At 71.0% G+C, this 15,199-nt stretch carries 12 protein-coding genes; 6 read left to right on the top strand and 6 right to left on the bottom strand.

Going from position 1 to position 15,199, the window contains the following annotated elements:
* Positions 1–64 precede the first annotated feature (64 nt).
* Positions 65–313 carry a WhiB family transcriptional regulator gene (locus HW837_RS06815; RefSeq protein ID WP_060882649.1) on the bottom strand — a complete coding sequence of 83 codons (249 nt, stop codon included), beginning with the start codon at positions 311–313 and terminating at the stop codon, positions 65–67.
* 231 nt (positions 314–544) lie between these two features.
* Here HW837_RS06815 and HW837_RS06820 point away from each other — a divergent pair, with 231 nt between their 5' ends.
* Positions 545–1,360: a VOC family protein gene (locus HW837_RS06820; protein WP_193379933.1), complete on the top strand. Its 816-nt coding sequence runs from the start codon at positions 545–547 to the stop codon at positions 1,358–1,360.
* A gap of 160 nt (positions 1,361–1,520) precedes the next feature.
* The gene (locus tag HW837_RS06825) at positions 1,521–2,738 is read left to right on the top strand and encodes a glycoside hydrolase family 64 protein (RefSeq protein ID WP_193379932.1); all 1,218 of its coding nucleotides are present in this window, start codon (positions 1,521–1,523) and stop codon (positions 2,736–2,738) included.
* Between the two features lie 34 nt (positions 2,739–2,772).
* Here HW837_RS06825 and HW837_RS06830 read toward each other — a convergent pair whose 3' ends face one another.
* Together HW837_RS06830 and HW837_RS06835 are read right to left on the bottom strand one after the other, a co-directional pair.
* The gene (locus HW837_RS06830) at positions 2,773–3,831 is read right to left on the bottom strand and encodes a LacI family DNA-binding transcriptional regulator (RefSeq protein ID WP_193379931.1); all 1,059 of its coding nucleotides are present in this window, start codon (positions 3,829–3,831) and stop codon (positions 2,773–2,775) included.
* Between the two features lie 164 nt (positions 3,832–3,995).
* Complete coding sequence (locus HW837_RS06835; protein WP_193382333.1) at positions 3,996–5,069, bottom strand: multicopper oxidase domain-containing protein; 1,074 nt, start codon at positions 5,067–5,069, stop codon at positions 3,996–3,998.
* A 199-nt stretch (positions 5,070–5,268) separates the two neighbouring features.
* On the opposite strand from HW837_RS06835, the gene HW837_RS06840 reads away from it, so the two are divergent.
* The gene (locus HW837_RS06840; RefSeq protein WP_193379930.1) at positions 5,269–7,749 is read left to right on the top strand and encodes a ThuA domain-containing protein; all 2,481 of its coding nucleotides are present in this window, start codon (positions 5,269–5,271) and stop codon (positions 7,747–7,749) included.
* Positions 7,749–9,956 carry an OmpL47-type beta-barrel domain-containing protein gene (locus HW837_RS06845; RefSeq protein ID WP_237270027.1) on the top strand — a complete coding sequence of 736 codons (2,208 nt, stop codon included), beginning with the start codon at positions 7,749–7,751 and terminating at the stop codon, positions 9,954–9,956. The genes HW837_RS06840 and HW837_RS06845 overlap by 1 nt, the downstream gene beginning before the upstream one ends.
* 66 nt (positions 9,957–10,022) lie before the next feature.
* Here the strand turns inward: HW837_RS06845 and ligD are convergent, their stop codons facing one another.
* The gene (gene ligD / locus HW837_RS06850; RefSeq protein WP_060882656.1) at positions 10,023–11,033 is read right to left on the bottom strand and encodes a non-homologous end-joining DNA ligase; all 1,011 of its coding nucleotides are present in this window, start codon (positions 11,031–11,033) and stop codon (positions 10,023–10,025) included.
* Positions 11,034–11,122: 89 nt separating this feature from the next.
* Between ligD and HW837_RS06855 the strand changes: the two genes are divergently transcribed.
* The gene (locus HW837_RS06855) at positions 11,123–12,190 is read left to right on the top strand and encodes an ATP-dependent DNA ligase (protein ID WP_193379929.1); all 1,068 of its coding nucleotides are present in this window, start codon (positions 11,123–11,125) and stop codon (positions 12,188–12,190) included.
* 14 nt (positions 12,191–12,204) lie between these two features.
* Here HW837_RS06855 and HW837_RS06860 read toward each other — a convergent pair whose 3' ends face one another.
* A complete protein-coding gene (locus HW837_RS06860) occupies positions 12,205–13,395 on the bottom strand; it encodes a zinc-dependent alcohol dehydrogenase (RefSeq protein WP_193379928.1) in 1,191 nt (396 codons plus the stop codon).
* A gap of 131 nt (positions 13,396–13,526) precedes the next feature.
* On the opposite strand from HW837_RS06860, the gene HW837_RS06865 reads away from it, so the two are divergent.
* Complete coding sequence (locus HW837_RS06865) at positions 13,527–14,540, top strand: DUF3048 domain-containing protein (RefSeq protein ID WP_093788748.1); 1,014 nt, start codon at positions 13,527–13,529, stop codon at positions 14,538–14,540.
* A 44-nt stretch (positions 14,541–14,584) separates the two neighbouring features.
* Here the strand turns inward: HW837_RS06865 and HW837_RS06870 are convergent, their stop codons facing one another.
* Positions 14,585–15,040, bottom strand: a complete 456-nt coding sequence (locus HW837_RS06870; RefSeq protein ID WP_045556771.1) for a MarR family winged helix-turn-helix transcriptional regulator — start codon at positions 15,038–15,040, stop codon at positions 14,585–14,587.
* Positions 15,041–15,199: the final 159 nt, after the last annotated feature.

Here is a 15,199-nt window from a genome sequence, read left to right on the forward strand (position 1 = left end):
ACCGGCGGTCCAGTGCGGCGCGGCGCCGTGGGGTCGGACATGAGTGGGTTCCGGTGCCGTCGGGTCAGCCGTTGTCGGTGCGCCGCAGGCGCAGTCTCTCCTTCTCGGAGAGTCCGCCCCAGACGCCGAACCGTTCGTCGTTGGACAGCGCGTACTCGAGGCACGCGGTACGCATCTCGCACATACCGCAGATGCGCTTCGCCTCACGGACCGAGCTGCCGGGCTCGGGAAAGAAGAAGTCGGCCCCCGTCTGCGCGCACAGCGCCCGCTCCTGCCAGGCACGGTCGATCGGGGTGATCGTGTCGTAGTGCATGCACGGCATCGTGCCGGGCGCCGAAAAACGTTCGATCAACGCGGCATCAACACGTCGCCCGGGGCCTCCATGGTCCTCTCGCCCACCGGGGTGACACACGGCGGCGCGCGGGAGGTGCGTGCCCCAGGTTCCACGGGGTATCCGGCCGATGGCCGGGCGGCGGCGCGTGCGCGATGCCAGACTCGGCGGTACGGGCAACGGACCCTCGGACCTCATCGGAGGAGCGCAGCCATGCTCACCACCCGCTTTGTCACCGGCGCCCCGAACTGGATCGACCTCGGCACTCCCGACATCGAGGGCGCCGCCTCCTTCTACCGGCATCTCTTCGGCTGGCGGTTCGAGTCCGCCGGGCCCGAGATGGGCGGCTACGGCTTCTTCCGGCTCGACGGCCGTACCGCCGCGGCCGGTATGCAGAACCCGCCGGAGCAGGGCCCGCCGTCCTGGAACATCTACTTCCGGACGCCTGACGCCGACGCCACGGCCAAGGCGGTCGAGCAGGCCCACGGCTCCGTGCTGATGCGGCCCATGGACGTGCCGGACGAGGGGCGGATGGCGATCCTCGCCGACCAGGCGGGGGCGCCCTTCGGTGTGTGGCAGCCCGGCCGCGTGACGGGACTCGACGTCGTCAAGGACCCGGGCGCGCTGTGCTGGCTGGAGCTGTACACACCGGATCTGCCCGCGGCGGCCGGGTTCTTCAACGCCGTGTTCGGCTGGGAGACCACCGCGATCGACATCGCCGGCGGCACCTACACCTGTGTCCATCCGGCGGGCACCGAACCGGGGTCGATGTTCGCCGGCATCGTGCCGCTCGACGAGGACCCGAGCGAGGCGGGGTCCGGACCGTACTGGCTGCCGTACTTCGAGGTCCCGGACACCGACGCCGCGGTGGCCGGGGCGCAGGAGCGCGGCGGCGGCGTCCGGCTGCCCGCCACCGACCTCCCTGGCGCGGGCCGTTTCGCCAAGCTCACCGACCCTTACGGGGCCCGCTTCGCGGTGATCAGGAGCGAGCAGCCGCAGGGACAGCCAGACGGTCAGGCAGAGGGATAGAGCTTCGAACCTTCCGATCACCTCCTGAACCCATCCATGTTCTTGAGAGCGCTCTCAGTCATAAGTCTTGACGGCTCAACCTCCCCTGGGAACAGTGGGGGAACCACAGCAGGGGCCCCGTCCGCTGTGCCTCCACTCCCCCACGTCCCAGGAGGCCATCGTGATCTCCCGCCGTACGTTCCTGTCCACGACCGCCGCCGCGGTCGGCGCCACCGCCGTCGGGGGTGCCCTCGGCGCTCCCGCCCAGGCCGCCCCCGCTACCTGCCAACTCGCCCTCCGCAACGCCTCGTTGCCGGGCACGGTCCGGGCGTACGTCACCGGGCACGAGCAGTCGACGGGCGCCTGGGTGCTGCTGCGCGCCGACGGGAGCGTCTACCGGCCGACCTCGCCGTCGGCGCCCGGGACGCCGCTGCCGGTCGACTGCGCGATCCCGCTCGGCGCGGCGGGCTCGGCGCCCAAGGTGCTGACGCTGCCTCAGATGTTCGGCGCCCGCGTCTACTTCGTACGGGACAGCACCCTGGAGTTCTTCCTCAACCCGGGTCCCGCCCTGGTGGAGCCCGCGTTCGCGGCACCCGCCGACGCCAACTACGGCAAGACGTGGTCGTTCTGCGAGTTCACGTTCAACCCCACCCAGCTCTTCGCCAACATCAGCTATGTCGACCTGGTGACGGCCCTGCCGATCGGGCTGACACTGGAAGGCGACAGCACCCACACGGTCGCCCCGCTGCCGAACGGGGCGGTGGACCGGATCGCCGCCGATCTCGTGGCGCAGTCGGCGCGGGACGGTCAGCCCTGGGACCGGCTCGTCATCCGGGGCGGCGACGGCAGGGTGCTGCGGGTCGTCTCCCCGCAGAACCTGATGGCCCCGTACTTCGACCGGCCGGACCAGATGCCGTTCCGCGCCTACTGGGACTCGTATGTCGACCAGGTGTGGGAGAAGTACCGGTCGACGGATCTGCGGATCGACCTCCAGGGCGGCCGCGGCGTCCTGGCCGGGCGGGTATCCGGCGACACCCTCACCTTCGCCGGCGGCCACTCCTTCGCCAAGCCGACGTCGAAGGACATCTTCACCTGCAACCACGGCCCGTTCGCCAACAACCCCGGCGACCCCGACGACAAGAAGGCCCTCCTCGCCCGGCTCGCGGCCGGCTTCAACCGCTCGATCATGCTGACCCACCCCACCCAGCCGGGCGGCACGACGGCCGCCGACTACTACCGGGGGACGGTGACGAACCACTGGTCCCGCGTGGTGCACGCCAACTCGCCCATCGGGTACGCCTTCCCGTACGACGACGTACGGCCCGACGGGCAGCCCGACGTGTCGGGCGCGGCCCACGACGGCAATCCACGCCGGTTCACGGTGACGGTGGGCGCCTGAGCGCTCCGCCGGTGACGCCGCGGGCCCGCACGGGCTACGCGGAGGCGCGTCGTACCAGGGTGGTCGGCAGGACCACGCTGGACGGCGTGCCGACCGGGCCCTCATCGGCCCGCGCGTCGCCGGCTCGCCGTTCGAGGCCCCGGAACAGCAGCCGGGCCATCAACCGGCCCATCTCCTCTATGTCCTGACGGACCGTCGTCAACGGCGGATCGGACTGCTCGGCCACCGGCAGCATGTCGTCGAAGCCCACCACGGCGACGTCCTCGGGAACCCGTCGCCCGAGCTCCCGCAGCACCCGCAGCGCGCCGGACGCGGACACGTCGTTGGCGGCGAACACCGCGTCCAACTCGGGGCAGCGGGCCAGCAGTTCCCGCATCGCCCGCTCCCCGCCCGCCGGGGTGAAGTCGCCCTCCACGATCAGCCGGGGGTCGGCGTCCACCATGACGTCCCGGAACCCGTCGAGCCGGTCCACGGCGGAGGTCTGGTCGAGGGGCCCGGTGATGTGGGCGATCCGGGTGCGGCCGAGGCCGACGAGATGGCGTACGGCGTCCCGCGCGCCGCCCCGGTTGTCGCTGTCGACGTAGACGGTGGTCGTGTCGCCGCGCGAGCCGTCGACCCAGCCGGGGCGGCCGCCGAACACGGTGGGGACGCCCGCGCCCCGGATCAGCGCGGGCAGCGGATCGTCGAGGTGCAGCGAGAACGCGAGCGCCCCGTCGACGTGTCCGCCCGCCAGATACCGTCCCACCCGGGCGTAGTCCTCGGGCCCTTCGGTGAGCAACAGCACGAGCTGCGAGTCGTGCGCGGTCAACTCCTTGCTGATGCCCCGGAGTTGCAGGGCGAAGAAGGGATCGGCGAAGACCCTGGTCTCCGGCTCGGCGATCACCACGGCCACGGCGTCGTGCCGCCGGGTGACCAGGCTGCGCGCCGCCTGATTGGGCACGTACCCGAGTTCCTCGACCGCTTTGCGCACCCGCTCGACCAGGGGCTCCCGTACGCCTTCGCCCCCGTTGACGACCCGCGACACCGTCGCCCTGGACACCCCGGCCCGCGCGGCCACGGCCTCCAATGTGGGACGCGACGCTGTCTCGGTCACTGCGGAACACTCCTCCGGGGCGGCTCCGCCCAGGATAGCCCTGGACAGAGGCCCACTGAGAGCGCTCCCGGCCCCCGGAGGTGGCCCGCCGGTGGGCCCGCCCTGCGACGGGACCTCCGTGAGGTGGGACAGGAGTGCGAGGGGGACCTCGGCGCCGAGGGGCGTCAGTGTCCGTGCGCGTGCGACTCGCCGGAATCGGCCACCCCGTCCGCCTCGCCCGTCCCGCCCGTTCCCGCCCCGCCCGCGTTTCCCGCCCCGTCCGTCCTGCCCGCGGCGTGCGGTGCGTGCGGCTCGTACCCCGGGATCGTGCCGTCCGCCTTGCGCACCAGGAACAGGCCCGCCATGCCCATGTCGGAGTGGCTCTGGACGTGGCAGTGGTACATCCAGGCGCCGGCACCGACGCCCTCGCCCGCGATGACCTGGAAGCCGAAGGAGTCGGCGGGTCCGACGATCTTGTTGTCGATGACCTGACTGGGGTCGTCGGGGCCGCTCAGCGTGCCGGTGCGGTTGTCGGCCCAGCGGTGACCGTGCAGGTGGAAGGTGTGGTAGTACTCGCCGTGCGTGATGACGACGAACTCGACGCGGTCCCCGACGGTGGCGTCGAAGTCGGGGCCGGTGTGGGCGGGCCTGTTGTTGATGCGCAGGTCGTTGAAGACGACGGTGACGGTCCTGTCGGGCAGGACGTCGCCCTTGCGGCGGACGACGACCGGGCCGTAGAGCCCCTTGCGGATGCCGCCCGTGCCGTGGGGGGTGCCGACGGCGTGGTCGTGGTAGTGCCAGTAGCCGGCGCTGCCCGCGCGCCAGGTGCCGTCCGGACGGGTGCCGGGGGCGTGGGTGCGCCAGGTGTAGGTGCGGGTGCCACCGGGCTCGACGTCGCTCTTGTTCTGCCTGGTGCCGTCGCTGGAGATCTCGTAGTCCAGGCCGTGGACGTGCAGGCTGGCCGCCACGTCCATCGTGTTCTCGAACTCGATGTGCAGGGTGTCGCCCTCGTTCAGCTCGATCAGCGGGCCCGGTATCGAGGCCTTGCCCTTCTCGAAGCCGTAGCCCATCTGCCCGTCGGGCAGCTTCTCGGCGTACATCTTGACGCGCTTGACCTCGCCGCCCGCCGGAGCCGTCCTCGCCCGTTCGGCGGCGCTCACGGCCTCGGGGGCGCCGACGGTCTCGATGGCCACGGACAACGATGTCGCGACAGCCGCGCCGCCCCACAGCACCCGCCGGTTGAACCCTCGTCTGTCCATCGCGTCCATGCGGAACTCCCCACGCTCATACGGATCTTGCGGAGACGCACCTGTGATCAACCTGTGTGACGGTAGCGGCACCCCGGCGGTTTCTCCACACCCGGGACAAAGTTCGCACCATTCCGGTCATAGGTCTTGGCGAGCCGCGCAAATGGGGGCTAGCTTCCTTGGCGCTGTTGCTGTGACCGAGGAGGTGCCCATGTACTTACGAGGGTTGAGCGACGCGAAGAGACGGGCCTGGGCGGCCACCCTGACCGCCTCGGTCGTCACCGCGGGACTCCTGTCGGGCCCCGCGGCCCAGGCGCGACCGGCGCCGGAAGCACCGCTGACAACGATGTCGATCAAGTCGCCACCAGGCGGCTCAGGCCCCCAGGTGCTGGTCTTCCACGGCTCTGCCGCGGCCGGGGACGAGTCGCCCGTCGTCAACGCCGGGATCGAGGCGATCGAACGGATCGGCCTGTCCGGGCCGGCCGCCGAGCGGTTCGGGGTCGTGGCCACCGGCGACGCCTCCGTCTTCACCGACGGGACCCGGCTGAGCGGCTTCAACGCCGTGGTCTTCCTGACCGGTGGCGGTGACGTCCTGGATCCCGAGCAGGAGGCGGGGCTGGAGGCGTACATGGAGGCCGGCGGCGGTTTCGTCGGCGTCCACGACGCGGCCCGCGCCGAACCGTACTCGGACTGGTTCACCGGTCTGATCGGCGCGCGTCCGGCCGGGTCGAGCCCGACGACCGTGCAGCGGGCGACGGTCGAGGTCGGTGACCGGCGGCACCCGGCCACCAAGGACCTGCCGGCGCAGTGGAAGCGGCCCGACAAGTGGCTCAACTGGACGAAGAACCCGTCGGGTTCCGTGCACACCGTGGCCCGGGTGCGCGAGTCGACTTACCAGCCGGGCACCGGCGCCAACGGGTGGGACCACCCCGTGAGTTGGTGCCGTGACTACGACGGCGGCCGTTCCTTCTACACGGGCATGGGCGGGACCGTCTCCGCGTACGACGAGAGCGACTTCCGTACGCATCTGCGCGGCGCCCTGCTGTGGACGTCCCGGCTGGCACGGGCCGACTGCAAGGCGACCATCACCGCCAACTACAAGGCGGAGCGGCTGACCCAGCCCAACCAGCCGGGGCGGAACGACCAGATCGGCGAACCGCACGGCCTGGTCACCGCACCCGACGGACGGGTCCTCTACATCGGCCGGGGCGGCGCCGACTCCTCCCAGCCGGTGGTCACCGACTGGAACAACCCCGACATCGGCAAGGGCAAGGGCGAGATCCACGTCTACGACCCGAGGACGAAGAAGGTCACCCTCGCGGGCGCCCTCACCGTCTTCGGCAACAAGGGCGGCGGCGACGAGCTGATCAAGGTCGAAGAGGGCCTGCTGGGCATCGAGCTGGACCCCGGCTTCCAGCAGAACGGCTGGGTGTACCTGCACTACACGCCGCACTCACGGATCGACCGTGACACCCGGACGGCCGAGCGCCGCGTCTCCCGGTTCACCCTCGACCTCGCGAGCAACAGGCTCGACCTGAGCAGCGAGAAGGTCCTGCTCAAGTGGCCGGTGCAGATCCACAGTTGCTGTCACTCGGGCGGCGGGATGAGCTGGGACTCCAAGGACAACCTGTACATCGCCACCGGCGACAACAACTCCAGCGGCTTCAGCGCCGGTTACTCGGGCAACAACCCCGAGCCGAACTACAAGGGCGTCTCCTTCGCCGACGCGCGCCGCACCGCCGGCAACACCAACAACCTCAACGGCAAGATCCTCCGCATCCACCCGGAGCCCGACGGCACCTACACCCTGCCCGCAGGGAACCTGTTCACCGGCAGGGAGACCGCTGAGGGCGGCGGCAAGACCCGCGGCGAGATCTATGTGATGGGGGTCAGGAACCCCGCCCGTATCTTCGTCGACCGGCAGACCGACGTCCTCTACGCCGGCTGGGTCGGCCCGGACGCCTCGGCACCGTCGACGACCTGGGGCCCGGCCAAGTACGACACCTTCGCCGCGATCACCGAGGCGGGCAACCGGGGCTGGCCGTACTGCATGGGCAACAAGCAACCCTACCGGGACCGCAACCTGCCGGACCCGTCGAAGCCGCTCGGCTGGTACGACTGCGACCACCCGAAGAACGAGTCCCCGAACAACGACGGGCTCGTCAACCTGCCCCCGGTGACCGGCAACAACATCTGGTACGCGCCGCAAGGAGGCGCCCCCGACTTCCCCCGGGACGCGAGCGGCATCCCCTCCTACAAGAACGAGGAGGCCACGTACCTCCTGCCGTGGCTCAAGGGCGGCGGCCAGGCGACGATGAACGGGCCGGTCTACCGGTACGCCGAGTCGGGCGACAACTCCGTCCGGTGGCCCGCCTACTGGGACGGCAAGTGGTTCGTCGGCGACTTCTACGACGCCGACCAGCCGCGCCACGCGGTGGTCATGGACCCGAAGAACCAGGGCAGCGGCGGACTCCCGGTCCACGCCGAGTCCCTGAAGAAGATCGTGCCGGTCGGGGCCGACGGCATCAGGAACCTCATGGACTGGAAGTTCGGTCCGGACGGCGCGCTGTACGTCCTGGACTACGGACGCGGCTTCTTCACCTCGGACGCCAAGTCGGCGCTGTGGCGCGTCACCTACACGGGCGGCGGCCCGACACCGGCGGCCGACGAGCTGGCGAGGAAGGCGGAGTGATGCGGGAAAGACGCTTGTGGGCGGCCCTGTTGGCGGCCCTGCTGATGGTCCTCGGTCTCACGTCGACGCCCGCGTCCGGCCGTACGGACGGGGGTGCGCGGGAGAAGGCCGCCGCCCAGGTGCTCACCTGGACCGCCGGTGACGACATCACCAAGTACCTGACCGCGCCGCAGACGGCGGTGGCCGGTCCGACCACCCTGGTGTTCGAGAACAGCAAGGCGACCGGCAACACCATGGGGATGCCGCACACGTTGACGTTCGACGTCTCCGACCCGGAGTACAACAACGACGTGCCACTCAACATCCTGGCCAACCCCGGCGACGACCAGGGCGGCCGCCACACCGCCGAGGTCACGCTCACCCCCGGCCGCTACCGCTACTACTGCACGATCCCCGGGCACGGACAGATGCAGGGCATCCTGGTGGTGACCGAGGGCACCGGTGAGGACACCACCGCGCCGGAGACCTCGGCGCAGGTCACCGGGACGCAGAACTCCCAGGGGGCGTACGTCGGTTCGGCCTCCGTGACGGTGAGCGCGAGCGACCCGGGCGGCTCGGGTGTCGAGCGGATCGAGTACGCCGTCGGTGACGCCGGGGCCTGGCTGCCGTACACCACACCCGTGGTGGTCGACCAGGTCGGCACGCACAAGGTCCGCTACCGCGCGGTCGACAAGGCGGGCAACTCGGCGGCCGAGAAGAGCGTCGGGTTCACCGTCGTGGCACCGCCGACCGACGACACGACCGCGCCGGAGACCTCGGCGACGGTGTCCGGCGAGAAGAACCCCCAGGGCGACTACGTGTCCATGGCGACGGTCACCGTCTCCGCGTCGGACACCGGGTCGGGGGTCAACACCATCGAGTACGCCCTCGGCGACTCGGGGGCCTGGCAGCCGTACACCGCGCCCGTGATGGTGCACGAGGTCGGCACGCACAAGGTCCGATACCGGGCCACGGACAAGGCGGGCAACGTCGCCGCCGAGAAGAGCGTCGGCTTCACCGTCGTCGCCCCGCCCGCCGCCGACACCACACCCCCGGTGACGGGCGTGACCGTCGAGGGCGACCGGAACTCCGCCGGCGCGTACCTGAAGAGCGCGAAGGTCACGGTCAGCGCCACGGACCACGGCGGGTCGGGCGTCGCCGCCGTCGAGTACTCGCTGGACGGCGGCCCCTATCTCGCCTACACCGCGCCCGTGGTGGTCGACCGGGCAGGCACGCACACGGTCGCGTACCGGGCGAGCGACAAGGCGGGCAACACGGCCGCCGCGCGCTCGGTGAGCTTCACGGTCGTCGCGGGCGGTGGGGTCCCCGCGCCCAACTGCGCCGAGTACGACGAGCGGTTGACGGTCTTCGTCGGCACGGTCGACTCGGGGGTGCCGAACCGGGTCACCGACAACCGGTGCCGGATCAACGAGTTGATCGAGGACGAGAAGGAGTGGACGTCCCACGCGCTGTTCCTGAAGCACGTGGACACCGTCCTCGACAAGCTGTTCCGGGACGGGGTCGTCGACCTGCGCGAGTACACCGCCGTCAAGGAAGCGGCGGAGGAGTCGGGCATCGGCAGGCCGGGCCAGACCGAGGGCTACCGCACGATCCTCGACGGCACGGCCGAGTCGTTCGCCAAGTGGCAGCAGGTGGGCGGCGGTTCGTTCGGCCTGAACAACGACGGCTCGATCACCTCGGGGACGACGAAGGCCGGGCTCGGCATGCTGTGGTTCCCCGAGCGGAAGTACGGCGACTTCTCGCTGCGCCTCCAGTGGCGGGACGACGCGCCCGGCACCAGCAACGCCAACTCCGGTGTGTTCGTGCGCTTCCCCTCGGTCCACGACCATCCGGAGGAGTCGCGGCCGGAGTGGGTGGCCATCAAGTACGGCCATGAGGTGCAGGTCCTCGACCGGCCCGACGGCGACATGTACAAGACGGGGTCGGTCTACGGCTTCGACCGGGTGGGGCTCGCCGGTGCGGGCGTCACCCAGAAGGGCACCTGGAACGACTACGAGATCCGGGTGGTCGACCAGCACTACTCGGTCTACCGCAACGGTGTCCTGATCAACGAGTTCGACAACACCGGCGGCCAGGACTTCACCCCGCCCCGCTCGGACGACCCGGGCACGGACGGGCGACGGTTCGCCTCCGGCTATCTCGGACTCCAGGTCCACGGCACGACGGACGTCGTCTCCTACCGCGACATCCGGATCAAGGAACTGTAGGCAAACTTCAACCGAAGGTGGCCCGTGCCCTCCCTGCCTCGCGGCCGGCTGGGGCGCGGGCCACCGTCATGCCTTCTTGGCCCGGCTCGGCTGCACCCGCTTCGGCTCCCCCGGCATCTTCGGGTACTCCGGCGGATACGGCAGATCCCCGAGCCCGTGGTCGTGTTCGTCCCGCGCCGCCAGCTCCAGCAGCGCCTCCAGCGAGAACGCGTGCTCGTCCATGTCGGCGTGGACGTCCCCGACCTCGGCGAAACGCCCCGGCATCGTCCCCAGGTCGAAGTCGCGCGGCACGGCGCTTCCCACCTCGTCCCAGGTCAGGGGCGCGGAGACGGGGGCGTGCGGGTGGGGGCGTACGGAGTAGGCGGAGGCGATGGTGCGGTCGCGGGCGGTCTGGTTGTAGTCGACGAAGATCTTCGCGCCGCGCTCCTCCTTCCACCAGGCCGTGGTCACCTGCTCCGGCATCCGGCGCTCCAGTTCCCGGGCGACGGCGATGGCCGACCGGCGTACCTGGGTGAAGGTCCAGTCGGGCCGGATCGGCACGAAGACGTGCAGGCCCCGGCCGCCGGAGGTCTTGGGCCAGCCGCGCAGGCCGCCGTACTCGTGGAGGACCTCGCGCAGTTCGTGCGCGGCCCGCACCGCGTCGGCGTAGTCGGTGCCGGGCTGCGGGTCGAGGTCGATGCGGAGTTCGTCGGGCCGGTCGACGTCGTCGCGGCGGACGGGCCAGGGGTGGAAGGTGAGCGTGCCGAACTGGGCGGCCCAGACGACGGCGGCGACCTCGGTGGGGCACATCTCGTCGGCGCTGCGGCCGCTGGGGAAGGTGATGTGGGCGGTGGGGATCCAGTCGGGCATGTTCTTGGGGGCGCGCTTCTGGAAGAAGTTCTCGCCGGTCACGCCCTCCGGGTAGCGCTCCAGGGTGGTGGGCCGGTTGCGCAGGGCCCGCAGGATGCCGGGGCCGACGGCGATGTAGTACCGGGCGAGGTCCAGCTTGGTGAAGCCGCGCTCCGGGAAGAAGATCCTGTCGGGGCTGGACAGCCGTACCGTCCGTCCCGCCGCCTCCAGTTCCACCGCTTCGCCCATGCGAGCCACGGTAGGCGGAACGACCGAATGCCGCATACCGGGCGGAGTTCGCCGCGCGGCGGTGTGGTGGCGGTCGCAGAATCGGAGGCATGGATCTTCCGGTGATGCCGCCCGTGAAACCGATGCTCGCCAAGTCCATGGCGAAGATCCCGCCGGACATGCACTACGAGGCGAAGTGGGACGGGTTCCGGGCGATCGTGTTCCGCGACGGGCCCGAGGTGGAGATCGGCAGCCGGACCGGGAAGACGCTGACCAGGTACTTCCCCGAGCTGGTGGCGGCGTTGCGGGAGCGGTTGCCGACGCGGTCTGTGATGGACGGCGAGATCGTGATCGTCCGGGACGGGCGGCGGCTGGACTTCGACGCCCTCACCGAGCGCATCCACCCGGCGGACTCCCGCGTCCGGATGCTGGCGGCGACGACCCCGGCCTCCTTCGTCGCCTTCGACCTGCTGGCGCTGAACGACGAGTCGCTGCTCCACGTCCCGCTCACCGACCGGCGCGCCCTGCTGGAGCTGGCCCTGTCCGGGGTGACCGCCCCGGTGCACCTCGCGCCGGCGACCACGGACCGCGAGCTGGCCAAGCAGTGGTTCGAGCAGTACGAGGGGGCGGGCCTGGACGGGGTGATCGCCAAGCCGCTCACCCTGCTCTACCGGCAGGACGAGCGGGCCATGTTCAAGATCAAGCACGAGCGGACGGCGGACGTGGTGGTCGCCGGCTACCGCTTCCACAAGAGCGGGCCGGTGGTCGGCTCGCTGCTGCTGGGCCTCCACGACGACGCGGGCACGCTCCAGCACATCGGCGTGTGCGCGGCCTTTCCCATGAAGCGGCGCGCGGAGCTGGTGGAGGAGCTGGAGCCGCTGCGGCTGACGGACGTCCGGGAGCACCCCTGGGCCGCCTGGTCCGACGAGGCTGCGCACGAGACGGCCCGGCTGCCGGGTGCGCCGAGCCGGTGGTCCACGAAGAAGGACTTCTCCTGGGTGCCGCTGCGCCCCGAGCAGGTCGCCGAGGTGGCCTACGACCACATGGAGAACGGTGTCCGCTTCCGCCACACGGCCCGTTTCCGGCGCTGGCGCCCGGACCGTACGGCGGAGAGCTGCACCTATGCACAGCTGGAGGAGCCGGTGACGTACGACCTGGCGCAGATCCTGGGCGCCTGATCCCGGTCGCGGGCTCAGGGCTCCATGATCACCTTCACCGCCCCGTCCTCCTTGCGCTGGAACATCTCGTAGGCGTGCGGGGCGTCGGTGAGCGGCACCCGGTGGGTGGCGAAGTCGTCGACGCCCAGGGGGTCGTCGTCCGTGAGCAGGGGCAGGATCTCGTCGCTCCAGGTGCGGACGTTGGCCTGGCCCATGCGCAGCCGGACCTGCTTGTCGAAGAGGGTGAGCAGGGGCAGCGGGTCGACCTTGCCGCCGTAGACGCCGGAGAGGGAGATCGTGCCGCCGCGTCGTACCAGGTCGATGGCGGTGTGGACGGCGGCGAGCCGGTCCACGCCGAGGCGCTCGGTGAGCCGTGAGCCGATGGCCCGGGGCAGCATTCCGGTCGCGTTCTGGGCGAGCCGGGCGGCCGCGCTGCCGTGGGCCTCGGTGCCGACGGCGTCGATCACGGAGTCGGGGCCGCGTCCGGCGGTCCGGTCCTGGATCGCGCCGACCAGTTCCTTCTCGTTGTCGAAGTCCCTGAGGTCGAAGGTCTGCACGCCCCGCTCGCGCGCCCGGCGCAGCCGCTCGGGCACCAGGTCGACCCCGAAGACGTGCTCGGCGCCACGCTGCAGGGCCACCCGGCAGGCCATGTCGCCGATGGGGCCGAGACCGAGCACGGCGACGCTGCCACCGGGCGGGATGTGCGCGTACTCGACCGCCTGCCAGGCGGTGGGGAGCACGTCGGAGAGATAGAGGAAGCGGTCGTCGGACGGCCCCTCCGGCACCTTGATCGGTCCGAACTGGGCCTGGGGGACACGCAGGTACTCGGCCTGCGCGCCCGGGACCGCGCCGTACAGCCGGGTGTAGCCGAAGATGGCCGCGCCCATGCCCTCGCCGGTGCACTGGGTGGTCTCGCACTGGGTGGGGAGGCCGGTGAGGCACATCCAGCAGCTGCCGCAGGCGATCTGGAACGGGACGACGACCCGGTCCCCGGCCGCCAGGTCGGGGACGCCGGCGCCGACCTCCTCGACGATGCCCATCGGTTCGTGGCCGAGGATGTCGCCCGGCGTCATGAACGGGGTGAGCACCTCGTACAGGTGCAGGTCGGAGCCGCAGAGCCCGGTGGAGGTGATCCGGATGATCGCGTCGGTCGGCTCCTTGAGCACTGGATCGGGCACGGTCTCCACGCGTACGTCCCGCTTGCCCTGCCACGTCACTGCCTTCATCGTGCCCACACTCCGTTCCCTCGCCTCGGTCAGCAGGTCCCGCCCGAGTACCCGGCACCTCACCCCCGAACCAGTCAGAAACAATCCACTATGGCCATTCATGAATGGATAAGTGCACAATCGGATCCATCATGAGCAACTTGAGTACGGTGGGCGAGAGACCACGGGTGCGGAAACGGGCCCGGCGCGGCGCGACGACGGGGGCACTGCTCGCCGCCGTGGTCGCGGGCGCCGTGCTGGCGGGCTGCACCGTGACCGGCACGGACGGCGACGACGGCAGGGGGCAGGGCGACGGCGGCCGGGACGACCGGACCAGCGCTCCGCCGGCCGGATCCGTGCTCGCCGTGAAGATCGACAACGTCGCCGCCGCGCGGCCCCAGACCGGTCTCGACGCCGCGGACATCGTCTACGCCGAGCAGGTCGAGGGCGGTCTCAGCCGGCTGATGGCCGTGTACGCCACCCGGTTCCCGGAGGCGGTCGGACCGGTGCGCAGTGCCCGCGAGTCCGACCTGGAGCTGCTGCGCCAGTTCGACGAGCCGACCCTGGCCTTCTCGGGCGCACAGGGCAAACTCCTGCCGCTGATCGACAAGGCGCCCCTGCACGCGGAGACCCCCGAGGACGCCGGCGACGCGTACTTCCGGGGCGCCGACAAGCCCCCGCCGCACAACCTGTATCTGCGCCCCGGTGAACTGATGGACTCGGCGCCCGGCGCCGACGCCCTCACCACCGGTTTCCGCCGCGGCCCGGCCCCCTCCGGCGGCACTCCCGAGGACTCCCGCACCGTCCGCTACCCGGCGGCCCGCTTCACCTTCACGTGGTCCGGCGACAGCCGCCGCTGGCAGGTCTCCATGGACGGACGGCCGACGATCACCACCGACGACGTCCGCGTCGCCCCTGCCACGGTGGTCGTCCAGTACGTGACCGTCCGCGAGTCCCGGTTCCACGACTTCCTCGGCAACAACACCCCGTACACCGAGACCGTCGGCTCGGGCCGCGCGGAGGTCCTGCGGGACGGCAAGACCTTCGAGGCCGGCTGGGAGCGGAAGAGCCCGACGGACGGCACGGACTTCACCACGCCGAACGGCGAGCCGATGAACTTCGCCGAAGGCCAGGTATGGGTGGTGTACGCCACCGACTCCCGGTAGCCGAGCACCCGGTGCCGACCGTCCGGGTCTTGCCCGGGCAGGTTCTAGCGCAGCGCCTCGGCCGGGGTGCGCAGTTCCTCCGCCGCGTCCGCCACCCGTCGGATCAGGTCGAAGAACACCTCCTGCTCCCGCGCCGACAGCGGGGCCAGGAACATCTGGTTCATCCGCGCCGTCCGCACCGTGAGCCTGCGGTGCGTGCGCGCCCCGTCGTCCGTGAGCCGCAGCAGGAACCGCCGCCCGTCCTGCGGATCGCGCACCTTGTCCAGGAGCCCCCGGCGCCCGAGCCGGCTGACCACCTCGGACATCGTGGACCGGTCGAGCCCCACCCGCTCCCCGACCGTGCGCTGGTCGAGTCCGGGTTCGTCGACGAGGGCGTTGAGGACCGCGAACTGCGGCGAGGTGATCTCCTCGGAGACCATCACGTTCCACAGCAGGTAGTGGGCCTGCTGCAACCGTCGGGCCAGGTGCCCGGGGTGGGTGGAGAGGTCCACCGCGGCCATGTGCGCTCCTCGGCTCGGCAATTAGTCTGTGCACTGACGATACCCGGCACCCCTCGACGCGTGTCCATATCCCGTACCCGTCGATCTCGCTCTTTTCGCAGCTCTTGACGACGGAGCCGACGAGTGGCAGCGTGAAGGAAACTTCACTAAATGCTCAGT

It is taken from the genome of Streptomyces caniscabiei, from assembly GCF_014930365.1.
GTDB classification, from domain to species: Bacteria; Actinomycetota; Actinomycetes; order Streptomycetales; family Streptomycetaceae; genus Streptomyces; species Streptomyces caniscabiei.